Source organism: Paenibacillus sp. DP01 (genome assembly GCF_044784315.1).
Classification (GTDB): domain Bacteria; phylum Bacillota; class Bacilli; order Paenibacillales; family Paenibacillaceae; genus Paenibacillus; species Paenibacillus polymyxa.
This window is the reverse complement of the sequence record NZ_CP173059.1, coordinates 5,069,190-5,093,585: the sequence shown is the minus strand read 5'-3', so window position 1 is coordinate 5,093,585 and position 24,396 is coordinate 5,069,190. Positions and strand designations below refer to the sequence as shown.

Sequence of the window (24,396 nt, the reverse complement as noted above, 5' to 3'; positions counted from 1 at the left end):
GACATCTGGATTGAATTAGAAAAGATCGGGATTATCAGGGTATATTTTTCTGAATTGTGAACGTATAAGCTCAACTTTTTCTTTTGTGATGGATGATGTCTTTTTCAAGACGATGGCTTCTACGTTATTATCAAGAGTATAGCTTTTTAAAGGTTTAAAATTATTTTTAAGAGATCCGTTCATGACCTCTTCTGCGAGTATACCTACAACCTTTTGACCACTTTCACCTAAATGGTATTGTGTAGGTAATGCGATCACAACATAATCAGACTCAAAAAACGACACTGGAAAGCCATCTCTTAAATCCACATGGTGAGTCAGATTCATAAACGGAAGAGCATTGCTATTGTCAGGCATTTCGATCTGTCTAAGTATGTCATCATTAAGAATTCCAGAGCTCGATAGGACATATACTTTATGGTGCTCTGATGAAATTTCCTTAAGATCAGCCGTCATTTGCTTCAAAACAGGTATATCTGTTCTTACTCTAGGTGTTTGTTTAAAGTCACTGAATAAAGAAGAGAAGTAGGTAACAGGCCGTGCATTTGTATTCGTAAAGGTTACTAAGAAATTACAAAGCACTAAATAAGCCAGAATAACTAAGCCAACACTTTTTGCATATTTTATCTTGGACAAATAGTTTAGAATGAGAATAACGCCACTAATAAATAGAATTAACACATTCACTGTAAGCAGATAATAATGCTGAGAAGCTAAGCTTTGGATTCTTGTAAAAAGAAAGTACGTAATGAATAAGTTCGTAACTAAAAAGATTGATATATACCTTGTTTTACTAATGAATAACAAGCCTATGCAACCAACAAGAGCTATGATGAAAATGAAGGCTCCGTAATGATAAAATAAATTCTGCAAGTTACTTAAGACGTCACCAAAATAATAAGCTGAGTAGGCGTTCTTAAAGTTATTGGTCAGAGCTCTTTGAATAAATTCATTGAAGAATATGACAAGAAACAATGCGCTTGAAGCTCCTATAATGAAAAAATTTAAGATAACCTGTAAGAGCTGCTTAAAGCGAAACTCTTTTTCTAGAATCCATTTGAATATAAAGGCGATACCGATCGACCCAAAAAAAGATACGATCCAGAATCCATACCATCGTCTTGTGAATGTTAGTAATACCAGGCAAGCAGCTAAAAGTAAAATCGCTTTTACATTTAAGCGTTCAAAATCATTATTAAATAAGATAACTAGGGACAAGCCGATAAAAATAAGTCCTATAGAATCCAGGTATCCACCCAACATAGGAGCTATCATAATTGGGAAAGTAAATGTAAGTACAAAGATGATAAGAACGTTCAATTTTGTGTTTAGCTGGATTTGATCAGCAATCTTGATACATAATAAGAATAGTATCAAACAAGAAGGATACAAGAAGCAGGTATAGATTGCTAACACATAGCTCATGTAGCTTGTACCTAAGAACTTTAAGGGTAAGGCGAGAAAGACTGTTGGGAACACGGAATAATCGTCTCTTAAAATACTTGCATAGATTTGTTTAGATGCTGCTATAAAATCTGTACTTAAGAGGTTATTAAATTGTATGGAAGTATTCCAATAGGCCGAAAAGTCCCAATAATAAATGAAATGTTCCCTTTGGAGGAAAGCGTAAATGAATATAATCCCAACGAGATAGCCGCCAAAAGCTAGGTATTGCACCATTATTTCTTTCTTTGCATATGTTAAGATACCACTGATGTGTAAAATGTATGTAGCACCTATGACAAACGACTGAGCAATATTTAGACTGAATAATATGGAAATATAGTAAGAATCAATTTTAAACAATATGAGAATCGGGATAAGTAGCCACATCAAAATCAAATAGGACCAAACAAAATTTTTATTAACTCTCGATAAATTCAAAAGCATATTCCCTCCCAAAATAGTGTGCTTATTAATTTTATAGTAATCATAAATGAAAGTATATACAGAAGATGTTGGAGGTTTCGTGAATGATAATAAAGGAAGTACTTGCAGGTGCAAAAATTATTGAACCCGTGGTCCATGGTGATCACCGTGGTTTTTTTATGGAAAGCTACAATGAACAAATCATGAAGCAGCATGGAATCAACTATGCTTTTATTCAGGATAATCAGTCCTTATCTGCAGAAGCTGGCGTGATCCGAGGGCTGCATTACCAGCTTCATCCTAAAGCCCAGACCAAACTTATCCGAGTGCTTTCTGGAGCCATCTATGATGTTATTGTGGATATTCGTAAAAGTTCCCCAACATTCGGTCAATGGGTCGGGGTGATCTTAAGCGAGCATAATAGACGTCAGTTACTGGTGCCTAAAGGATTTGCTCATGGGTTCTGTACGCTTGTTCCAAATACTCAAGTGCTGTACAAGGTAGACGAGTATTATTCACCCGAAAATGATCGGGGAATTCTGTGGAATGACCCTGCGCTGGGGATTGATTGGCCAACTTCTCATGCTATTCTTTCAGAGAAGGATCAGAAGCATCCGACATTTAGGGATGCAGACATTAACTTTGATTAGAGTGATAATAGGCGGCTGTTTTGTCGTTCTGTTTTAAAATAACATGTTAATTGTATTAAAGCACGTTTGAGGAGGTATTTATGAAACTTCTTGTCACCGGCGGTGCCGGATTTATTGGCAGTAACTTTTTATTGTATATGTTAAAGCAGCATCCAGATTATGAATTCGTGAATGTGGACGCACTCACCTATGCAGGCAACTTAGAAAATTTGAAATCCATTGAAGATCATCCCAAACATTCCTTTGTGAAAGCAGATATTACTGATGCACAAGTGATGGATCAGCTGATGCAGCAGGGAATTGATGTGGTGGTGAATTTTGCGGCAGAGTCGCATGTGGATCGGAGTATTTTGGAGCCGGAAGTGTTTGTGAAAACAAACGTATTGGGTACACAGGTGTTACTGGATGCCGCCAAGAAATATAATGTGACCAAATTTGTGCAGGTATCGACAGATGAAGTATACGGTTCACTGGGTGAAACCGGATTGTTCACAGAGGACACTCCGTTGCAGCCTAATAGTCCCTATTCTGCTTCCAAGGCAGGCGGTGATCTGTTAGTTCGTGCATATCATGAAACCTTCGGTTTGCCAGTGAATATCACACGTTGTTCTAATAATTACGGTCCATATCAATTCCCAGAAAAACTGATTCCGTTAATGATCTCACGTGCATTGAGCGATCAACAGTTACCTGTGTACGGGGATGGCTTGAACATTCGCGATTGGTTGTATGTAGAGGATCACTGCAGCGCTATTGACCTGGTCATTCATCAGGGCAAGCTGGGTGAAGTATACAATATCGGGGGGAATAACGAGCGGACGAATGTGCATATCGTCAAAACGGTATTGGAGGAGCTAGGCAAGCCAGAATCTCTAATCTCTTATGTGCAGGATCGTCCGGGTCATGACCGCCGTTACGGTATTGATCCGACCAAAACCATGAACGAGCTGGGCTGGAAGCCCAAGCACTCTTTTGAGACCGGCATTAAAGAAACGATTCGCTGGTACTTGGACAACGAGGAGTGGTGGACTCGCATTCAATCTGGCGAATATCAGCAATATTATACCAAGCAGTATGGTTCCCGCTTAGGGGATGTGTAAAATGAGAATATTGGTTACTGGAGCATCTGGTCAACTCGGCAAGGATGTGGTAAAGTTCTTCCAAGAGCAAGGACATGATGTTGTTGGCTACGATCGGGACCAGCTGGATATTACGGATTTGGACCAGGCGATGAAAATAGTAGGACAATATCAGCCAGAAGCGGTAATCCACTGTGCAGCGTATACAGCGGTGGATGCGGCGGAGACTGATCTTGATACAGCTTATCAAGTAAATGCGGCAGGAACACGTAATATGGTATTGGCTGCGGAAAAAGTAGGAGCTAAACTGGTGTATATTAGTACAGATTATGTATTTGATGGAACCGCTGAGCAGCCCTATCACGAATATGATAATACGAATCCACAAAGTATCTATGGGAAGTCCAAACGGGCGGGAGAGGTGCTAACCGAGACACTTTGCTCTAGGTACTTTATTGTTCGTACGTCATGGGTGTATGGGCTGTACGGGAACAATTTCGTTAAAACCATGTTGAAGCTTGGACAAGAGAAGCCGCAGCTTCAGGTGGTAAATGATCAGAAGGGTTCACCTACCTATACGGTGGATTTGGCACATTTTTTGGCGGAATTGATTCAAACGGAGAAGTATGGCGTATATCATGCATCCAATAGCGGTTCTTGCACCTGGTACGAGTTCACACAAGCTATTTTGCAGGATGCCGCAGAGCTATATGCTGTGAAAATCACTGCAAAATTAGAGCCATGCAGCACAGAGCAGTTTCCCAGACCCGCAGCGCGTCCACGTAATTCCGTGATGGAGCATATTGCAATCCGGACCAACGGATTCCACGATTTACAGGATTGGCGCAAGGGATTGCGTGACTTTTTGCAGGAGTATTTTGATAAATCTGAATAATTAAAACTGTATCATAGCTATCAAAAATCTCCCATCATTTCAGGATTGGGAGATTTTATTATATTTAAGACTATGTTGATTAAGGGTGATGAGCATTATAATGTATAGGCAGGTGGAATGTACATGTCCCCGTAGCCCATATTTTCAAAGAAGGAGGGCATTACTCTGAACAGACCTAACGTACAAGTTTTATTGTCTACATATAATGGAGCAGCTTACTTAGATGAGCAGGTAGAAAGTCTCATCAATCAAAAAGACGTAGAAATGCAGATTCTAATCCGTGATGATGGCTCAACAGATGATACGGTAGCCAAGTTGATTACATTGGAGCAACGTTATCCCAAACAGATTAGGTTATGCCCAGAGAGTAATGTAGGTGTTATTGCGAGTTTTTTTGATCTGATTCAAAGATCGTCCGAGACATTCGACTATTACGCCTTTTGCGATCAGGATGATGTATGGATGCCGAACAAGCTTGCTCGGGCTGTAGCTCAGCTCAGGGAAAAGGATGAGAGCCGGCCGCTGATGTATTGTTCTGCTACCCAGATGGTCTCTCAAAACTTGGAGCCACTCAAGGTATGGCCAGCTGATATTCCCAGACCTTTATCCTTATATAATGCTCTCATCGAGAATGTGTGTGTAGGCTGTACCATGGTGTTCAATAAACAAACACTCCAACTCGTGAGGAAGAAAATTCCGGCTACCTTAAACAATGTTATTATGCATGACTGGTGGATTTACTTATGTACCGCTTCTTTTGGTGAGGTTGTTTTTGATCCCGAGCCGTCCATTTGGTATCGCCAACATCAAAACAATGTGCTGGGAGGTTCAACGGATGGCTTGGTTAGCAAGTGGAGGAAGAGACTAAGTAGATTTGTGAAAGGAAAAAATCAATATATTTTAAGTAAGCAAGCCCGGCAATTTGTTCAACTTTATGGACAAGACATGCCTTCTCAATTGTACAGAGATGTGGATCAATTCCTGGATAGCTACCAAAAGGGTGTGCTTTCTCGTATGAAATATATTGGGCAGTCTCCATTTTACAGGCAGTCACGGTTGGACAACTGGATTTATAAGTTCGTTTTTATACTGGGGAAATTATAGGGGCTGGAAAGAAAAATATTGAAACTTTTTTCCATATAAGAGCGTCAAATAATCAAAGGTACAAATGAATGCTAGATAAAATACCATCGAATGCGTGTTCCTTTTTGGAAATATATAGTATAATTGAAACGTGCAACCGATAGAGCTGACTAGGGCGGTCGGCTAACTCTCCCGAGGAGGGGGGTGAAGCCTGTGACAGTGTTTGAGGCGCTCAGTTTAATGCTGACGTTCGGGGCGTTAATCGTCACACTGTTAGAGTTTAACAAACGAAAATAGACCGCCCCCGCAAGGAAGGGTCTATTTTCGGCCTGATTGTTCCAAAACCGTCCGCTCTTGGAGCGTTGGTTGCGCGGGGCTGGCTGGCACCAGCCCTTTTTCCATGTATATCTTACCACGATGAAATTTAGACCTCAACCGAGGATTTTACAAAAATCTAATAATCGACTTCCAATGAACAATATATAGATCCAAATGGTTTCGTTTGTCTATATTTGCACTTTGGAGCGACTGGAATCGAATTTTGCGAAATTCTACTAACTATGCAAGGTTACAAGTTATGTGCTTTTTTGCGCCCCGTGGTCTGCATGGTATGCTATAATAGGCGATAGTAGAATAGATTACTGAATTTGTCAGGAGTGTTTTAAATATGGATGTAAGCATACTGGTCGTCAACTATAATACATGTCGATTGACGCTGGATTGTTTGCAGTCGGTGTATGCGTCAAAGACGCAGTATCGATATGAAGTGATTGTTATCGATAATCACTCCAGTGACGGGTCTGTTGAGGCTATTCGTGCTGCATACCCGGAAATTATGTTGATAGCCAATAAGGATAATACAGGGTTTGCCAAGGCGAATAACCAGGGCATGGAAGTAGCTAGCGGGCGTTATGTATTGCTGTTGAACTCCGATACGTTGGTGCAGCCGGATACGCTGGATACAATGATTCGATTTATGGATACGCATCCGGAGATGGGGGCATCGGGCTGTAAGGTCATCCTGCCGGATGGCTCGCTAGATAAGGCTTGTAAGCGAGGGTTTCCAACGCCGTCTGCGTCTTTTTACTATGCTTTCGGCTGGTCGAAGCGTTACCCGGATAACCCGAAGTACAACCAATATCAGCTTGGGCATCTAAGCCCGGATGATGAGTATCCTGTGGATGTACTGGTTGGGGCTTTTATGCTGGTGCGTCGGGAGACGATTGATCAGGTCGGCGGATTGGACGAAACCTTTTTTATGTATGGTGAGGATATAGACTGGTGTTACCGGATTAAACAAGCTGGTTGGGGCATTTACTACTACCCACACACATATATTATTCATATCAAAGGAGGCAGCGCTCGCCGTCGTCCTTTGAAAATTATTTATGAGTTTCATAGAGCTATGTGGGTATTCCATCGAAAGCATTATAAGCAGCAGTACAGCTGGTTCACCAACATGGCTGTATATGCGGGAATTACGGTGAAGTTTGGAATGGCTTTTCTTAAAAATAAGTTGTCTGCACCGGTTAAGCCGGACGGCGGAGAACAATCTCGTACTGAGGTGAAAGCATGATACGCAGAAATCAGCGTTTTTTAACCCAATTATATATTGTGGCGGATTTCGCGGTCATTCAGTTATCCTTTCTGATCGCTTGGTTTTTCAAATTTGAAAGTGAATGGATCACTTATAAAGAGCCACTTCCTATTCAAGTATATGGAGGGTGGAGCTTAATATACGGTCTGATTGCCGTAGTGCTGGGAATGTTATTCTCGCTCTATTCACCAAAACGCAAAAAGAGGTTTGCAGATGATGTGTTTCGCGTCACACAGATTCATATTGTTGGCCTGTTTGTGCTGTTGAGTGTGATGTTCTTCGTGAAGCAAATCGACATTTCGCGGTCTTATCTGGCGATCTATATGATTGGTAATGTACTGATTATTTTGTTTTATCGATATTTTTTGAAGCAAGTTCTTAAAGTCCTCCGTCAAAAAGGATACAATAAGCAATTCATGCTCATACTTGGAGCGGGTTCTTTGGGCCAACGATTTTATCATAATCTTGGACAGTATCCTGATTTAGGCTATGAAGTAGTGGGATTTCTGGATGATAAACGGCATTGGAGTGAAGAGGAAGAGGCCCATTTTCGCCCGATTCTTGGAGGATTAGATCAGTTGGAGGCAACGCTGTCGCGCCTGATGATTGATGAGGTCATTCTGGCGCTGCCGCTGGATGCTCATGATAAGTATCCCAAGATTATCAACATGTGTGAAAAGGCTGGAGTGCGCACGCTTATTATTCCCGATTTCTTTGATTATTTGCCGGCACGACCTTACTTTGACAACTTTGCAGGTATGCCGATGATTAATGTACGGGATATTCCACTGGATGTAGCAGGGAATCGATTGTTTAAGCGTCTGTTCGATATTTTATTTTCTTTATTTGCGATTATTCTGACCTCTCCGATTATGCTGGCCGTGGCGATTGGTGTGAAGGTCACGTCGAGAGGCCCCATTATTTTTAAGCAGGAGCGGGTAGGCTTGAACCGTCGCACCTTCCGAATGTACAAATTTCGCTCCATGAAGGTACTGCCGCCTGGAACTGAAGATACGGGCTGGACGACTGCTAATGACCCAAGACGCACACGTTTTGGTACGTTTATTCGTAAAACAAGCCTCGACGAGCTGCCACAGTTTTTCAACGTACTGTTGGGTGATATGAGCGTCGTTGGCCCACGTCCGGAACGGCCCTATTATGTGGATCAGTTCCGTGAGGAAATTCCAAAATACATGGTGAAGCATCATGTTCGTCCTGGAATTACAGGCTGGGCACAGAGTAACGGTTTGCGCGGAGATACATCTATTGAGGAACGGATTAAGCATGACATCTTCTATATTGAGAACTGGTCGCTCTTATTCGATATTAAAATTATTTTTCGCACGATTCGCAATGGTTTCAAAAACGCATATTAATCCAGAGTCACCCTTCGGCTTAGTCGGAGGGTGTTTTTGTGTCTATATAGCTGATTTTTTAGTTCAGCTGATATAGGGCTGTTTTGAGTAGGTGTATGTAGGGTATTGACCTGTACGAAAAGGATGTGACACCCTATGAAACGAATGATTGCTGCAGTTATTCTTTTAATGATAATCGGTACATTTTTACTGGCTTACAAAGGACAATCTACAGAAGAACGTACTGGCTTTACCACACACCGTGTGATTTCGCATGCCATGGGAGCCGTTGATGGTTTGGCCTATACCAATGCGCGTGAAGCGTTTGTGGAAAATTATAAAAAAGGCAGCCGTGTATTCGAGGTCGACCTGATGTTTACTTCGGATGGACATTTGGTGGCCCGCCATGAATGGACAGAATCCTTTACCAAACAAATGCAACAGGAATACGCAGTTGCTACAGAGCAGGGCGGAAAGCCTTGGAGCTATCATCAGTTTAAAAACACCCCCATACACGGTTCTTATACTCCACTAGATTGGAAGGATGTATTGGATTTATTGGAAAACTATCCGGATGCCTATATTGTGACCGATACGAAAGAGCAGGACCCTGCCCAAATCAAACAGTTATTTGCACAACTGACCCATCAGGCCCAGGAGAAAAATCCCGAACTTCTGTCTCGTATTGTCCCTCAAATTTATAATGAAGAAATGTTGCAAACGTTGTGGAGTATCTATCCTTATACATCCATCATTTATACGCTATATGCTACAGAAGACACGGATGACCAGATCATTCAATTTGTCCAACAGCATGATATTACAGCAGTAACTTTACCAGAAAATCGCGTGAGTGGTGCCTTAGTGGAAAGTTTGCGTCAGGCAGGGGCAGTGTGCTACGTAAATACGATTAACGAGTTGCAGGACGCCACTGAGTACGAACAGATGGGTGTAAGAGGTTTTTATACTGACGTTTTAACGGAAAAAGAACTTCGTAGACGCAGTTGGTTGTATGCGTTGAGACCATGAGCTGTCTGAACTCGGTGTTCCCATTTGATACGAACATTGACACCTTTTAAGCACTGTCATAGACTTAGCATAGAACGCTTTTGGATATTGGAATTCGGCTCGTCTGGATGATGACAAAAGCAATGGATGCTGGAGGAATGTGTGTTGGCAGATTCAATTCAATCATGGAGGCATGTATTTAAGCTTGATCCCGACAAGGAACTGAATGATGAGGCGCTTGATGCCGTGTGTATGTCTGGTACGGACGCCATTATGGTGGGAGGTTCATCAGGCGTAACCTATGAAAATACGGTGGATTTGCTGTCGCGGGTTCGGCGTTATGAGGTGCCGTGTGTGCTTGAGGTATCCGATCTGGAAGCTGTGGTGCCGGGGTTTGATCTATATATGATTCCCATGGTGCTGAATACCGCTGACAGTAATTGGATTATGGGGCAGCACCAACGTGCGATTGAGCAATTTGGTTATATGATCCCTTGGGATTTGCTTGTGACGGAAGGATATATTGTTTTGAACGGTGATTCCACCGTCGCTAAGCTTACTGGTGCGGAAACTTCGCTGAGTGCTTCTGCTGCCGCTTCATATGCACAGATTGCTGACAAGCTTATGCATCTACCGATTGTATATGTGGAATATAGCGGTGTCTTTGGAGATATGGAACTGGTACAACAAATACATCGCGGTACGGAGCGATCTCGTGTCTTATACGGAGGAGGGATCGTGGATAAATCTACCGCGTTACAAGCAGCAGCTGTTTGTGACACCATTGTAGTAGGAAACATTATTTATCGTGATTTGGCGAAAGCGTTGGAGACGGTAGCTGTGAAATTGGAAGTATAGAGCGTGAATATATGAAAGCTTAGGGAAAGGAGCATGCACGCATGCAATCAATAGATATACACGAGGCGGTAGCTCGCCTTAATCAGCCTCAGCGTCAGGCCGTCGAGGCGGTAGATGGTCCTCTGCTAATTATGGCTGGCGCAGGCAGTGGTAAGACACGGGTGCTCACGCACCGAATAGCTTATCTCATTGCGACCCGCAAGACGGCTCCATGGGGTATTTTGGCGATTACCTTTACGAACAAGGCCGCGCGTGAAATGCAGGATCGCGTATCCAAGCTGATTGGTCCGCAAGGGAAAGATGTGTGGGTATCCACCTTTCACTCCATGTGTGTGCGTATTTTACGCCGGGATATCGAGCGGATCGGATTTACCTCCAATTTCAGCATCTTGGATTCTACAGATCAATTGTCTGTCATCCGAAGCTGTATGAAGGACCTGAATATAGATACCAAAAAGTTTGAACCCAAAGCGGTTCAGTCTATGATGAGTACGGCTAAAAATGAACTGGTCACTCCCGAAATGTATGAGCGCAAGATTGGCGATTATTTTGAAGGAATTGTGGCGAAGGTATATACCAAGTACCAACAACGGCTCAGAAACAACAACTCTCTTGATTTTGATGATTTGATTATGGCAACGATTCAGCTCTTTAAAGAAGTGCCCGAGGTACTTGATTTCTACCAGAAGAAATTTCAATACATTCATGTTGATGAATATCAGGATACGAACCGTGCGCAGTATATGCTGTGCAAAATGCTGGCTGACAAGCATCATCGGCTATGTGTTGTAGGTGATAGCGACCAATCCATCTATCGGTGGCGGGGTGCGGATATTAGCAACATTTTGAACTTTGAAGAGGATTACCCGGAAGCACGCACGATTTTGCTGGAGCAGAACTATCGCTCAACTTCAAATATTCTTAATGCAGCTAACGAAGTCATTGGCCAAAACACAGGCCGCAAGCCAAAAAAACTATGGACCGACAAAGAAGGCGGCGCCAAGATTAAGGTTTATCGTGCTGACTCCGAGCATGACGAAGGCTATTTTATCGCCTCAGAAATTCATAAGAATATTAAGGCGGGCAAAACCTATAGCCATCATGCCATTTTGTACCGTACGAATGCCCAGTCTCGGGTGGTCGAGGAAATTTTGATCAAATCGGATATTCCTTACCAAATCGTGGGCGGAATCAAGTTCTATGATCGTAAAGAGATTAAGGATTTGCTGGCGTATCTCCGCCTACTGTCCAATCCTGACGACGATATCAGCCTGATCCGAATCATTAATGTACCCAAACGAAGTATCGGCGACACAACGGTTGGCAAATTACAGGCAGCCGCGGCGGAACGTGGGGTTTCGATTTTCCGTGTGCTTCAAGTGATTGATGATTTGGGCTTTGCTGGACGCACGCGCAATGCGCTTGTAGAGTTTTACGATATGATTGAAGGTTTAAGTCGGATGGTGGATTACCTGTCAGTTACTGAGTTGACCGAAAAAATGCTGGAAACCACCCAATATCGATTGGAACTACAAAACGAGAATACACTCGAGTCACGCTCGCGTTTGGAGAATATTGATGAGTTTCTGTCGGTAACTATGGAATTTGAAAAAGGGACGGAAGACAAGTCGCTTGTCTCCTTCCTGACCGATCTTGCTCTCATTGCCGATATTGATTCCATGAATGACGATGAAGAGGAGCAGAGTGATGCGGTTGTATTAATGACCATGCATAGCGCCAAAGGACTGGAGTTTCCTATCGTATTTATCGTTGGTATGGAGGAAGGGGTATTCCCTCACAGCAGGGCCTTTTTGGATAATGAAGAGCTGGAGGAAGAGCGTAGATTGGCGTATGTCGGGATTACCCGTGCTGAGGAGCAGTTGTTCCTCACATGCGCTCAGATGCGCACTCTGTTTGGACGTACCACAGCTAACCCGCCTTCCCGCTTTCTCGAAGAGATTCCGGATGAGTTAAAAGAGGATACGGTCATCAAGCGTGATCGTTACCGTCGTTCAGGCAATGTAGGCGGATCTTATGGTGGTCGCGGACTGGGCAAAAGCAGCGGCAGCAACTTTGGTGGAGAGCGCTCGTTTGATACGATGAGCCGTAGTGGCTCGTCTGCTTCCGCGTCGCCCCGCGTAACAGTGACCACTTCCTCACCTGCAAAACCAACTCCGTCTGTTTCGACAGGGGGGGCATCCATTTTTGCTGCCGGAGATAAGGTACAGCATGGCAAGTGGGGAATTGGAACCATTGTAGCTGTAAAAGGAACGGGCAATGATATGGAGCTTCAGATTGCTTTCCCGGCTCCAGTAGGGGTTAAACGACTGTTAGCTGGCTTTGCACCGATTACAAAAGTAGAATAATCTTAAATATTATTAAATCTCGAACCTCATAGGGCAGCTTGGCTAAGGCCTCTGCCCTAATGAAGTTCCCGGAGGGATACGCCTGCATGAACCCAATGCACAGGATGGAGCAGCTTGTTGCTGAACTGAACACATATAACTATCACTACTATACATTGGATGATCCCCAGATCAGCGACAAAGAATATGATGTGCTTTATGACGAACTGGTAGCGCTTGAACAGACAAGCGATCTTGTACTGCCGGATTCGCCAACACAGCGTGTGGGCGGGGAGATCCTCAAGGGCTTCACACCGCATCGCCATCTCGCTCCATTATGGAGCCTTGATAAAGCTCAGAATATGGAGCAGCTGCGTGCATGGAATGCGCGTGTCGTGAAGCTGATCAATGATTATAATACCAAGAACCCGGAGCAGCCTTTGCCGTCTCCAGGCTATGCAATAGAATTAAAATTTGATGGACTGACATTAAACCTAACGTATACGGATGGACAACTGGTGCAGGCTTCTACACGTGGTAATGGTGTGGTAGGTGAGGGGATACTGGCACAGGTCAAGACGATTAAATCCGTGCCACTTACAATTCCTTTTCGAAATGGAACAATTGAAGTGCAGGGAGAAGGAATCATGAATCTTTCTGTACTGTCCAAATATAATGAGACTGCCGCGGACCCTCTTAAAAATGCACGCAACGCCGCAGCTGGTGCTTTGCGCAACTTGAATCCCAAAGTGACAGCAGAACGTCGACTGAATGCATTTTTCTACAACGTGGGATATGCAGACGGTATCCAGTTTAACAGCCACCAGGAGATGATGACCTTCCTGCGTGAAAATCGTTTCAAGGTAAACCCATACCTGACTTACTTTGATAATTTTGATGATGTAATGGAGCAACTGATTGAGATTGAGGAATCCCGTGCAGGATTGGACTTTCTTATTGATGGGGCAGTATTGAAAATTACAGATATGCGCACACGTGAGGTTCTCGGATATACTGATAAATTCCCACGCTGGGCGGTGGCCTATAAGTTCGAAGCAGAGGAAACGACTACGGTGCTTAACTCGGTCGAGTGGAATGTAGGAAGAACCGGGAAGATCACTCCACTGGCTAGGGTAGAACCGGTAGAGCTGGCGGGAGTCACTGTACAAAATTGTACGCTGAACAATGCTGGTGACATCGAGCGTAAAAACCTGAAGTTTGCTTTGGGGACACGTGTGTTTATTCGTCGCTCAAACGATGTTATTCCTGAGATTTTGGGAAAAGTAACATCTGAGAACGATGGAGGGGAAATTGTGGTTCCAGATCATTGTCCAGCTTGTGGGTTTCCGCTGCAGCAGCGAGGCGCTCATTTATTTTGTGACAATAAGCTAGGTTGTAAACCCCAAATTGTGGCCCGCATTTCTCATTTTGCTTCACGTGATGCTATGGACATTGAGACGTTCAGTGATAAAACAGCTATTCAACTGCATGATGAATTGGGAGTTCGTGAACCAGCGGATCTGTATACACTGCAATATGATGATCTTGTGAAGCTGGAGCGGTTTGGTGAGAAAAAGGCCAATAACCTCTTGGCGGCACTCGAAAAGAGTAAGGAGAGAGACCTGGCTTCTTTCCTTTATGCTTTGGGCATACCGAATACCGGTAAAGCGACGACACGAATGTTGGCTGAACACTATCGTGACTTGCACAAGACGATGTCCGCTACGGTGGATGAACTGATAGAACTCCCAGATGTAGGTGGGATTGTAGCTGAAAGCATTGTTGCATTCTTTGCCGATCCATTTACTCAAGCAGGGATTGAAAAGATGCTGTCTCTAGGGGTAAGAGCTCAGGCCCCCGAAGCTCCACAGGCGAAAAAGACAGACAGCTTTTTCAGTGGCAAAACGGTTGTGCTTACAGGTACCTTGCATCAGCTTACGCGTGATGAAGCTGCATCGAGGCTGGAGGCGCTGGGAGCCAAAGTTGCCGGATCTGTATCGAAAAAAACGGATCTAGTCATAGCTGGTGAAAAGGCTGGGAGCAAGCTGGCTAAGGCACAACAGCTCGGAATCGACACCATAGAAGATGAGGATGAATTTATCAGACTGTTAGAACAAGAATAATAGTTTTTGCAATGAGGGCAGTCATTCCGTTCCAAAGCGGAGTGGCTGCCTTATTATCTGTTATATAGTAAAGAACAAGAGTATAAAAAGGTGCTTGCTAAATAACTTCAGGCATGATATATTATTAGACGTTGCTTTGAGAATAATATTTCTTGAAGCAAAGTTGCTGAAAAGAAAATCGGAAAAAAGATTTGACAAGAAAGCAACTAACATGATATGATCTATTTCCTGACTTGTTAAACAAACGAGGTCAGACAAGTTCTTTGAAAACTGAACAAATGGATGATGAAATAAAGATTACTTCTTTTATAAAGAAGAATCGCTAGCATTAAAAATGAGCTAATCGCTCTTTCTATAAACCAACTTCGGTTGGTCTTTAATGGAGAGTTTGATCCTGGCTCAGGACGAACGCTGGCGGCGTGCCTAATACATGCAAGTCGAGCGGGGTTAGTTAGAAGCTTGCTTCTAACTAACCTAGCGGCGGACGGGTGAGTAACACGTAGGCAACCTGCCCACAAGACAGGGATAACTACCGGAAACGGTAGCTAATACCCGATACATCCTTTTCCTGCATGGGAGAAGGAGGAAAGGCGGAGCAATCTGTCACTTGTGGATGGGCCTGCGGCGCATTAGCTAGTTGGTGGGGTAAAGGCCTACCAAGGCGACGATGCGTAGCCGACCTGAGAGGGTGATCGGCCACACTGGGACTGAGACACGGCCCAGACTCCTACGGGAGGCAGCAGTAGGGAATCTTCCGCAATGGGCGAAAGCCTGACGGAGCAACGCCGCGTGAGTGATGAAGGTTTTCGGATCGTAAAGCTCTGTTGCCAGGGAAGAACGTCTTGTAGAGTAACTGCTACAAGAGTGACGGTACCTGAGAAGAAAGCCCCGGCTAACTACGTGCCAGCAGCCGCGGTAATACGTAGGGGGCAAGCGTTGTCCGGAATTATTGGGCGTAAAGCGCGCGCAGGCGGCTCTTTAAGTCTGGTGTTTAATCCCGAGGCTCAACTTCGGGTCGCACTGGAAACTGGGGAGCTTGAGTGCAGAAGAGGAGAGTGGAATTCCACGTGTAGCGGTGAAATGCGTAGAGATGTGGAGGAACACCAGTGGCGAAGGCGACTCTCTGGGCTGTAACTGACGCTGAGGCGCGAAAGCGTGGGGAGCAAACAGGATTAGATACCCTGGTAGTCCACGCCGTAAACGATGAATGCTAGGTGTTAGGGGTTTCGATACCCTTGGTGCCGAAGTTAACACATTAAGCATTCCGCCTGGGGAGTACGGTCGCAAGACTGAAACTCAAAGGAATTGACGGGGACCCGCACAAGCAGTGGAGTATGTGGTTTAATTCGAAGCAACGCGAAGAACCTTACCAGGTCTTGACATCCCTCTGACCGGTCTAGAGATAGGCCTTTCCTTCGGGACAGAGGAGACAGGTGGTGCATGGTTGTCGTCAGCTCGTGTCGTGAGATGTTGGGTTAAGTCCCGCAACGAGCGCAACCCTTATGCTTAGTTGCCAGCAGGTCAAGCTGGGCACTCTAAGCAGACTGCCGGTGACAAACCGGAGGAAGGTGGGGATGACGTCAAATCATCATGCCCCTTATGACCTGGGCTACACACGTACTACAATGGCCGGTACAACGGGAAGCGAAGCCGCGAGGTGGAGCCAATCCTAGAAAAGCCGGTCTCAGTTCGGATTGTAGGCTGCAACTCGCCTACATGAAGTCGGAATTGCTAGTAATCGCGGATCAGCATGCCGCGGTGAATACGTTCCCGGGTCTTGTACACACCGCCCGTCACACCACGAGAGTTTACAACACCCGAAGTCGGTGAGGTAACCGCAAGGGGCCAGCCGCCGAAGGTGGGGTAGATGATTGGGGTGAAGTCGTAACAAGGTAGCCGTATCGGAAGGTGCGGCTGGATCACCTCCTTTCTATGGAGAATCGTTTCCTGCAATGGAAACATTCAAATCAGCAGGTACATGTACCTGCGACCGGATATTCAATTCGGTTCATCACAATATGTGTGAATGAAATGGATATCCTGAACTTACTCACTCGTTGCTCAGTTTTGAGAGTTCAAACTCTCAAGTTTCGACGAATGTTTCATTCACACATCGTGTGGAACCGAAATATTCATCGGGTTTCGCTTCGACGAAGCGAATTGCACCTTGAAAACTGGATACCGAAACGAAATTGCGTTTTAGAATATTCCTTTAAGCTGATCTTGTGTAAACAAGTGAAATAAAGGTAGCAGATATCGACATTTTCTTTCTGTGAAAGAAAAGTCTAGGTTAAGCTACAAAGAGCACACGGAGGATGCCTAGGCGCCAGGAGCCGACGAAGGACGTGGCGAACAACGATAAGGCCTCGGGGAGCTGTAAGCAAGCTTTGATCCGGGGATGTCCGAATGGGGAAACCCGGCTGTCTTCATCGACAGTCACTACTCACTGAATTCATAGGTGAGTGAGAGGCAGACCAGGGGAACTGAAACATCTAAGTACCCTGAGGAAGAGAAAACAATAGTGATTCCGTCAGTAGCGGCGAGCGAACGCGGATTAGCCCAAACCAAGGAGCTTGCTCCTTGGGGTTGTGGGACGTCTCACATGGAGTTACAAAGGAACCGGTTAGATGAAGAGGTCTGGAAAGGCCCGCCAGAGAAGGTAAAAGCCCTGTAGTTCAAAACCTGTTCCCTCCGAGACGGATCCCGAGTAGTGCGGGGCACGTGAAACCCCGTATGAATCCGGCAGGACCATCTGCCAAGGCTAAATACTCCCTGGCGACCGATAGTGAAGCAGTACCGTGAGGGAAAGGTGAAAAGCACCCCGGAAGGGGAGTGAAATAGATCCTGAAACCGTGTGCTTACAAGAAGTCAGAGCCCGATCTATGGGTGATGGCGTGCCTTTTGTAGAATGAACCGGCGAGTTACGTTCCCGTGCAAGGTTAAGGTGAAGAGCTGAAGCCGCAGCGAAAGCGAGTCTGAATAGGGCGAATGAGTACGTGGACGTAGACCCGAAACCGGGTGATCTACCCCTGTCCAGGGTGAAGGTGCGGTAACACGCACTGGAGGCCCGAACCCACGCATGTTGAAAAATGCGGGGATGAGGTGGGGGTAGCGGAGAAATTCCAATCGAACCCGGAGATAGCTGGTTCTCCCCGAAATAGCTTTAGGGCTAGCCTCGGAAAGAAGAATCGTGGAGGTAGAGCACTGATTGGGTGCGGGGCCCGCAAGGGTTACCAAGCTCAGTCAAACTCCGAATGCCATAGATTTAGTTCCGGGAGTCAGACAGTGAGTGCTAAGATCCATTGTCGAAAGGGAAACAGCCCAGACCATCAGCTAAGGTCCCCAAGTGTGTGTTAAGTGGGAAAGGATGTGGAGTTGCACAGACAACCAGGATGTTGGCTTAGAAGCAGCCACCATTGAAAGAGTGCGTAATAGCTCACTGGTCGAGTGACTCTGCGCCGAAAATGTAACGGGGCTAAACACACCACCGAAGCTATGGCTTGATGCTTTGCATCAGGGGTAGGGGAGCGTTGAATGCGGGTTGAAGGTGTACCGGAAGGAGCGCTGGACTGCATTCAAGTGAGAATGCCGGTATGAGTAACGAAAAGATCTGTGAGAATCAGATCCGCCGAAAGCCTAAGGGTTCCTGAGGAAGGTTCGTCCGCTCAGGGTAAGTCGGGACCTAAGGCGAGGCCGATAGGCGTAGTCGAAGGACAACAGGTCGAAATTCCTGTACCACCGTAATCCGCTATGAGCGATGGGGTGACGCAGTAGGGTAGTGACGCGGACTGATGGATGTCCGTCTAAGCAGTGAGGCTGATGTGTAGGCAAATCCGCACATCGTAAGGCTGGGCTGTGATGGGGAGCGAAAATTATAGTAGCGAAGGTCATGATCTCAGACTGCCAAGAAAAGCCTCTAGCCAGGAGAAGGTGCCCGTACCGCAAACCGACACAGGTAGGCGAGAAGAGAATTCTAAGGCGCGCGGAAGAACTCTCGTTAAGGAACTCGGCAAAATGACCCCGTAACTTCGGGAGAAGGGGTGCCTCGGTAGGGTGAATAGCCCGAGGGGGCCGCAGTGAAAAGGCCCAAGCGACTGTTTAGCAAAAACACAGGTCTGTGCGAAGCCGCAAGGCGAAGTATACGGGCTGACGCCTGCCCGGTGCTGGAAGGTTAAGGGGAGTGGTAAGCCTTCGGGCGAAGCTATGAACCGAAGCCCCAGTAAACGGCGGCCGTAACTATAACGGTCCTAAGGTAGCGAAATTCCTTGTCAGGTAAATTCTGACCCGCACGAATGGCGTAACGACTTGGGCGCTGTCTCAACGAGAGATCCGGTGAAATTTTAATACCTGTGAAGATGCAGGTTACCCGCGACAAGACGGAAAGACCCCATGGAGCTTTACTGCAGCTTGATATTGAATTTGGGTACGATCTGTACAGGATAGGTGGGAGCCGTTGAGCCTTGAGCGCCAGCTTGAGGGGAGGCATCCTTGGGATACCACCCTGATCGTATCTAGGTTCTAACTTGGTACCGTAATCCGGTACGAGGACAGTGTCAGGTGGGCAGTTTGACTGGGGCGGTCGCCTCCTAAAGAGTAACGGAGGCGCCCCAAGGTTCCCTCAGAATGGTTGGAAATCATTCGAAGAGTGCAAAGGCAGAAGGGAGCTTGACTGCGAGACCTACAAGTCGAGCAGGGACGAAAGTCGGGCTTAGTGATCCGGTGGTACCGCATGGAAGGGCCATCGCTCAACGGATAAAAGCTACCCTGGGGATAACAGGCTTATCTCCCCCAAGAGTCCACATCGACGGGGAGGTTTGGCACCTCGATGTCGGCTCATCGCATCCTGGGGCTGAAGTAGGTCCCAAGGGTTGGGCTGTTCGCCCATTAAAGCGGTACGCGAGCTGGGTTCAGAACGTCGTGAGACAGTTCGGTCCCTATCTGTCGTGGGCGTAGGAAATTTGAGAGGAGCTGTCCTTAGTACGAGAGGACCGGGATGGACGTACCGCTGGTGTACCAGTTGTTCCGCCAGGAGCACCGCTGGGTAGCTATGTACGGAAGGGATAAGCGCTGAAAGCATCTAAGCGTGAAGCCCCCCTCAAGATGAGATTTCCCAATTAGTAAGACCCCTTGAAGACGACGAGGTAGATAGGTTGGGGGTGGAAGTGCAGTAATGCATGGAGCTGACCAATACTAATCGGTCGAGGGCTTATCCTAAAGATAAGACGCAATGAGTTTCGGATCCAGTTTTCAGGGTGTAACCTTGAAGGTATGTAGAAGTACATACAACAAGCGTATGGCGATTCATTCACACAATCTGTGATGAACCGAATAACCTTACGGAAGAATTTGCGAGGCAAATTCATGTTTGGTGGCGATAGCGGAGGGGTTCCACACGTACCCATCCCGAACACGACCGTTAAGCCCTCCAGCGCCGATGGTACTTGGACCGCAGGGTCCTGGGAGAGTAGGACGTTGCCAAGCAAAAGTGAAAAAGGATGATACCCTCAGTGAGGTTATCATCCTTTTTTTATGCATTTTGTGGATGGACACCTGATTCTAAGGTTGACAGAGGGAAGAGGCTTTGCGACACTCTAAGTGCGTATTTTTTTAAAGGTCCAAGTATACGAGCGAGGTGACGAAGTTATGGAGATCAGACAATTACAACGTGAGGAATTTGAAGCAGCTATAGGATTATCCCAGTATGCTTTTCAGTTTACAATGACCCCGGAGGATCTGGAGAAAGCCAAGAAGAAATTCAAACCAGAACAAACATGGGGGATATTCGACGGACCTGACTTGAACGCTAAACTGACTTTGCTACCACTACAGGTATACATACATGGTCAGGTTTTTGATATGGGAGGCATTGCTGGTGTGGCAACGTGGCCGGAAAAGCGTCGCGGAGGTATGGTTTCACGTTTGTTGACGCATGCGCTTGAAGAAATGAAGACCGCAGGACAAAGCCTTTCTTTTCTGCATCCATTTTCTTTTGCCTTCTATCGTAAATTTGGATGGGAAACGTATACTGAGTACAAAAAATACGTCATTCCAATTGATAAATTCCCTGCTAAACTTAAAACAGAAGGTATAGTCAAACGGGATATCAAAAATATTTCAGAACTAGACCAAGTGTATCAATCGTATGCTTCACGTTACAATGGTACGCTGGTACGAGATAAGGCATGGTGGCAGGAACGGATTTTAAATGAGAATTATCGAACTGTAGTATATTACACAGATGCAGGCGATCCTCAGGGATATGCACTATACAAAATAGAAGATAAACAGTTAAATTGTGATGAGTTGGTATATGAAAATGAGACGGCACGTCGGGCTTTGTGGACTTATTTTGCAAACCATGACTCAATGATAACCCAAGGTAAATTTATTTACGTTCCAGCAGATGACAATCTGCCTTTTTTACTCGATGATCCGCGAATTCAACAGGAAACGGTGCCTTATTTTATGGGGCGTATTGTGGATGCTGTTGCTTTTGTAGAGAGATACCCTTTTGAGCAGATTGGAGAGGAGACAAGTTTAACCTTACATCTGACAGATCGGTATGCTCCTTGGAATGAAGGAGTATGGAGATTAACGATTACTACGGAGGGGCAAGGACATCTGGCAAGAGTGGATACAAGTAATTTATCTGAGAACGACACAGTAGCTGACTTGGAACTGGGAATTCAGTCATTAACAACTTTAATGCTCGGCTACCAGCAAGCTGATAACCTGTTTAATTGGGGGCGCATTGAAGGAAGCAGTGAGTCTGTGGCTGCACTTAAACGTGTAATACCAACAAAACAAACGTTCCTATTGGATTTTTTCTGATAAAGGCCCAATTAGATTTTCTTAATGCCCAACTCTTTTTAACCAAATTGGATGTGGGATATCATAATTATTCAAAGCTCTTTCCATAATGGGAAGAGTTTTTTTATTCTAGGGTATAAAACATAATTAGATTGCGAAAAATGGTATTGACCCCTTGGCAAAAATGAAATTTGTGCTATAATACGAATATAGTCAAAGAAAGTCAAAGTCAATCAGAACCAGTGTGAATCTACAGAAGTATAACAATAACGACATGATTTGCGTATAGTTAGGAGCTGCTTCTTATGGACAGAAGAGAAGTGTATGATTTATCGCAAATAAAGGTCACACTAGAAACGAAACGGTACAATTTCAATGTATGTAGAACAGGCAATAGCCTGAATACAGCTTAGATTCGTGACTATACCGTTTGGTTAAGTTCAATATACGGCGGACTCTGTGGAGCGTGAAATGTATTTGAATACTTGCGTTTCCGTTAGTGGAGGATGATGAAATGCGCAATGTTTCCGACATTATTGAACAATATTTGAAGAGCATGCTGCTGGAAAGTCCCCAAGGCTTAGTGGAGATTCAGCGCAATGATCTGGCTGATCGCTTTTCCTGCGTACCGTCGCAAATTAATTATGTAATTAGTACCCGGTTTACGCTGGAAAAAGGTTATGTGGTGGAAAGTAAACGCGGTGGTGGAGGTTATATTCGGATTCAGCGAATTCAATTACCTGCACAGCATGCGATCCATACACATCTTCATCAGAGCATCGGGGAGGAAATTAGCCAATCGGCAGCAGAAGGATTGATTTATCAGTTAGAGGAAGCTCATTTTTTAAGTAAAAGGGAAGCGGGTCTTATAAAGGCTGCTTTATCAAGAGATACGTTATTGCTGAAGCTTCCCTATCGTGACCAACTGCGAGCAAGATTGCTTAAGGCTATGCTGATCTCGTTGCTGGCGGCCAAATAGCTAGTATCCATTAACCAGTGAATAGAGATTTGCAATTCAGATGTAGGGATTTCTAAAAATCCTGACGTTGAAGGAGGTGCTTTTATGCTGTGCCAAGAATGTAATATGCGGCCGGCAACTTTGCATTTCACCAAAATTGTGAATGGCGAAAAGACAGAGTTTCATATTTGTGAGACATGTGCGAAGGAAAAAGGGGAGATGATCCCTGGAACACCTAATGGCTTTTCGATTCATAGCTTGTTGTCGGGGATGTTGGATTTTGATTCTAGCACTAAAAGCCAGTCTTCAGGTCACAGTGTTCCCCAAAATCTGCAATGCAAGGATTGCGGTATGACTTATACACAGTTTAGTAAGCTAGGACGTTTTGGATGTCCATCATGCTATCAATATTTTGATAGTCGTCTGGACCCTCTGTTCAAGCGTGTGCATGGTAGTACGAGTCATGTTGGGAAAGTTCCGGTCCGTACTGGAGGCCGACTAAAGGTTAAACGGCAAATTGATGATTTGAAAAAAGAGATGCAACAACACATTGTACAGGAAGAATTCGAATCAGCTGCTGAGCTTAGGGATCAAATCAGAAAGCTTGAAAAAGAAATGACTGAAGAGTAAAGTTTGTGAAGAGTAGGAGGGAATGCGTGATGCCCAATATCCGATTTACGGAAAAGCCGCTAAGTGATTGGATGCGTGGTGATGCTGCGGATTCGGAGATTGTCATTAGTAGCCGGGTAAGAATTGCGCGTAACTTGCAGCATCTGCCTTTTCCCATGCTTGCTACCAATCAGCAGTCGGAGGAAGTGCTTCAACGCTTAACGGATATCCTTCAGTATGATGATTTGGGTCGTTTTGGTACTTTTCATACCTTGAAAATATCCGAGTTGGATGAGATCGACAAGCAGGTACTGGTTGAGAAGCACTTGATTAGTCCTAATTTGGCGAACGAATCTCGCAACGGTGCTGTGTTGATTAGTGATGATGAATCAGTTAGTGTTATGATAAATGAAGAGGATCATTTGCGTATTCAGTGCTTATATCCCGGATGTCAGGTTAGAGAAGCTTGGGAACGCGCTATGGTCATTGATGATGCATTTGAAGCGCATGTTGATTATGCATTTGATGATCAGAGAGGTTTTCTGACCAGTTGCCCGACGAATGTCGGCACAGGTATGAGAGCTTCGGTGATGATGCATTTGCCCGCATTGGTCATGACTCATCAAATCAATCGTATATTGTCCGCTGTTTCACAGGTGGGTCTTACAGTTCGCGGTATTTATGGTGAAGGCAGCGAAGCAGTTGGGAATTTGTTTCAGGTATCCAATCAGATTACCTTGGGACAAACCGAAGCGGAAATTATCGAGAATCTGCATGGCGTGGTGCTGCAAATTATAGAGCATGAACGTTCTGCCAGAGAACGATTGATGAATGAATCCATGCTGCGGATTACAGATCGGGTGATGCGTTCATTCGGTATTTTGTCATATGCAGCAGTTTTGGATTCCAAGGAGGCTGCACAGCGGCTGTCCGATGTACGTCTCGGTGTAGATTTAGGAATTTTGGAGCGTCCTTCCATTGCAGCGATGAATGAGCTTAATGTGATGACGCAACCCGGCTTTTTACAAAAAAGCTTTGGGGATAAAATGAATACCGGTGAGCGCGATATGTACCGGGCGAAGCTGATCCGGCAAAAATTAGGCACAACCCTTTAATATATAGAATGATCTGAAATACACACTGTGGAGGTGCAGGAT

General features: G+C 45.2%; 16 protein-coding genes and 3 rRNA genes. 18 read left to right on the top strand and 1 reads right to left on the bottom strand.

Going from position 1 to position 24,396, the window contains the following annotated elements:
• Positions 1 to 15: 15 nt before the first annotated feature.
• Entirely contained in the window at positions 16 to 1,890 is a 1,875-nt protein-coding gene (locus ACH59B_RS22540; RefSeq protein WP_404302721.1) for a hypothetical protein, read from the bottom strand.
• Positions 1,891 to 1,973: 83 nt separating this feature from the next.
• Between ACH59B_RS22540 and rfbC the strand changes: the two genes are divergently transcribed.
• From rfbC to ACH59B_RS22450, 18 genes are all read left to right on the top strand, one after another.
• Positions 1,974 to 2,519, top strand: coding sequence for a dTDP-4-dehydrorhamnose 3,5-epimerase (rfbC, locus tag ACH59B_RS22535; RefSeq protein WP_016822986.1), 546 nt, complete (start codon positions 1,974 to 1,976; stop codon positions 2,517 to 2,519).
• Positions 2,520 to 2,599: 80 nt separating this feature from the next.
• Positions 2,600 to 3,619, top strand: coding sequence for a dTDP-glucose 4,6-dehydratase (rfbB, locus tag ACH59B_RS22530; protein ID WP_404302719.1), 1,020 nt, complete (start codon positions 2,600 to 2,602; stop codon positions 3,617 to 3,619).
• Between the two features lies 1 nt (position 3,620).
• A complete protein-coding gene (rfbD, locus tag ACH59B_RS22525) occupies positions 3,621 to 4,493 on the top strand; it encodes a dTDP-4-dehydrorhamnose reductase (RefSeq protein ID WP_404302717.1) in 873 nt (290 codons plus the stop codon).
• Positions 4,494 to 4,685: 192 nt separating this feature from the next.
• A complete protein-coding gene (locus tag ACH59B_RS22520) occupies positions 4,686 to 5,597 on the top strand; it encodes a glycosyltransferase family 2 protein (protein WP_044788314.1) in 912 nt (303 codons plus the stop codon).
• 183 nt (positions 5,598 to 5,780) lie between these two features.
• Positions 5,781 to 5,873, top strand: a complete 93-nt coding sequence (locus tag ACH59B_RS22515; RefSeq protein WP_219727884.1) for a putative holin-like toxin — start codon at positions 5,781 to 5,783, stop codon at positions 5,871 to 5,873.
• 370 nt (positions 5,874 to 6,243) lie between these two features.
• A complete protein-coding gene (locus tag ACH59B_RS22510; RefSeq protein ID WP_016822990.1) occupies positions 6,244 to 7,152 on the top strand; it encodes a glycosyltransferase family 2 protein in 909 nt (302 codons plus the stop codon).
• The gene (locus ACH59B_RS22505) at positions 7,149 to 8,549 is read left to right on the top strand and encodes an undecaprenyl-phosphate glucose phosphotransferase (RefSeq protein WP_016822991.1); all 1,401 of its coding nucleotides are present in this window, start codon (positions 7,149 to 7,151) and stop codon (positions 8,547 to 8,549) included. The genes ACH59B_RS22510 and ACH59B_RS22505 overlap by 4 nt, the downstream gene beginning before the upstream one ends.
• A 135-nt stretch (positions 8,550 to 8,684) precedes the next feature.
• The gene (locus ACH59B_RS22500) at positions 8,685 to 9,557 is read left to right on the top strand and encodes a phosphatidylinositol-specific phospholipase C/glycerophosphodiester phosphodiesterase family protein (RefSeq protein ID WP_404302714.1); all 873 of its coding nucleotides are present in this window, start codon (positions 8,685 to 8,687) and stop codon (positions 9,555 to 9,557) included.
• A gap of 126 nt (positions 9,558 to 9,683) precedes the next feature.
• A complete protein-coding gene (locus tag ACH59B_RS22495) occupies positions 9,684 to 10,394 on the top strand; it encodes a heptaprenylglyceryl phosphate synthase (protein WP_016822993.1) in 711 nt (236 codons plus the stop codon).
• Between the two features lie 41 nt (positions 10,395 to 10,435).
• Positions 10,436 to 12,760, top strand: coding sequence for a DNA helicase PcrA (gene pcrA / locus ACH59B_RS22490; protein WP_044788316.1), 2,325 nt, complete (start codon positions 10,436 to 10,438; stop codon positions 12,758 to 12,760).
• An 86-nt stretch (positions 12,761 to 12,846) separates the two neighbouring features.
• Positions 12,847 to 14,862, top strand: a complete 2,016-nt coding sequence (gene ligA, locus ACH59B_RS22485; protein ID WP_153794661.1) for an NAD-dependent DNA ligase LigA — start codon at positions 12,847 to 12,849, stop codon at positions 14,860 to 14,862.
• A 376-nt stretch (positions 14,863 to 15,238) separates the two neighbouring features.
• Positions 15,239 to 16,792 (top strand): 16S ribosomal RNA (locus ACH59B_RS22480).
• A gap of 358 nt (positions 16,793 to 17,150) precedes the next feature.
• Positions 17,151 to 20,076 (top strand): 23S ribosomal RNA (locus ACH59B_RS22475).
• Between the two features lie 150 nt (positions 20,077 to 20,226).
• Positions 20,227 to 20,343 (top strand): 5S ribosomal RNA (rrf, locus tag ACH59B_RS22470).
• Together the 16S, 23S and 5S rRNA genes form the textbook arrangement of a ribosomal RNA operon.
• A 162-nt stretch (positions 20,344 to 20,505) precedes the next feature.
• On the top strand, positions 20,506 to 21,693 hold the full coding sequence (gene eis / locus ACH59B_RS22465; protein ID WP_031462310.1) for an enhanced intracellular survival protein Eis: 1,188 nt from the start codon (positions 20,506 to 20,508) through the stop codon (positions 21,691 to 21,693).
• A 493-nt stretch (positions 21,694 to 22,186) separates the two neighbouring features.
• Positions 22,187 to 22,651 carry a CtsR family transcriptional regulator gene (locus ACH59B_RS22460; protein WP_016818631.1) on the top strand — a complete coding sequence of 155 codons (465 nt, stop codon included), beginning with the start codon at positions 22,187 to 22,189 and terminating at the stop codon, positions 22,649 to 22,651.
• Positions 22,652 to 22,735: 84 nt separating this feature from the next.
• Entirely contained in the window at positions 22,736 to 23,260 is a 525-nt protein-coding gene (locus ACH59B_RS22455; RefSeq protein ID WP_016818632.1) for a UvrB/UvrC motif-containing protein, read from the top strand.
• Positions 23,261 to 23,289: 29 nt separating this feature from the next.
• The gene (locus ACH59B_RS22450; protein WP_017427901.1) at positions 23,290 to 24,354 is read left to right on the top strand and encodes a protein arginine kinase; all 1,065 of its coding nucleotides are present in this window, start codon (positions 23,290 to 23,292) and stop codon (positions 24,352 to 24,354) included.
• Positions 24,355 to 24,396: the final 42 nt, after the last annotated feature.

What these genes read in the sequence shown, in the direction of transcription:
- ACH59B_RS22540 (WP_404302721.1), bottom strand. Translation starts at nt 1,890, where the DNA reads ATGCTTTTGAATTTATCGAGAGTTAATAAAAATTTTGTTTGGTCCTAT.
- rfbC (WP_016822986.1), top strand. Translation starts at nt 1,974, where the DNA reads ATGATAATAAAGGAAGTACTTGCAGGTGCAAAAATTATTGAACCCGTG.
- rfbB (WP_404302719.1), top strand. Translation starts at nt 2,600, where the DNA reads ATGAAACTTCTTGTCACCGGCGGTGCCGGATTTATTGGCAGTAACTTT.
- rfbD (WP_404302717.1), top strand. Translation starts at nt 3,621, where the DNA reads ATGAGAATATTGGTTACTGGAGCATCTGGTCAACTCGGCAAGGATGTG.
- ACH59B_RS22510 (WP_016822990.1), top strand. Translation starts at nt 6,244, where the DNA reads ATGGATGTAAGCATACTGGTCGTCAACTATAATACATGTCGATTGACG.
- ACH59B_RS22505 (WP_016822991.1), top strand. Translation starts at nt 7,149, where the DNA reads ATGATACGCAGAAATCAGCGTTTTTTAACCCAATTATATATTGTGGCG.
- ACH59B_RS22500 (WP_404302714.1), top strand. Translation starts at nt 8,685, where the DNA reads ATGAAACGAATGATTGCTGCAGTTATTCTTTTAATGATAATCGGTACA.
- ACH59B_RS22495 (WP_016822993.1), top strand. Translation starts at nt 9,684, where the DNA reads ATGCTGGAGGAATGTGTGTTGGCAGATTCAATTCAATCATGGAGGCAT.
- pcrA (WP_044788316.1), top strand. Translation starts at nt 10,436, where the DNA reads ATGCAATCAATAGATATACACGAGGCGGTAGCTCGCCTTAATCAGCCT.
- ligA (WP_153794661.1), top strand. Translation starts at nt 12,847, where the DNA reads ATGAACCCAATGCACAGGATGGAGCAGCTTGTTGCTGAACTGAACACA.
- eis (WP_031462310.1), top strand. Translation starts at nt 20,506, where the DNA reads ATGGAGATCAGACAATTACAACGTGAGGAATTTGAAGCAGCTATAGGA.
- ACH59B_RS22460 (WP_016818631.1), top strand. Translation starts at nt 22,187, where the DNA reads ATGCGCAATGTTTCCGACATTATTGAACAATATTTGAAGAGCATGCTG.
- ACH59B_RS22455 (WP_016818632.1), top strand. Translation starts at nt 22,736, where the DNA reads ATGCTGTGCCAAGAATGTAATATGCGGCCGGCAACTTTGCATTTCACC.
- ACH59B_RS22450 (WP_017427901.1), top strand. Translation starts at nt 23,290, where the DNA reads ATGCCCAATATCCGATTTACGGAAAAGCCGCTAAGTGATTGGATGCGT.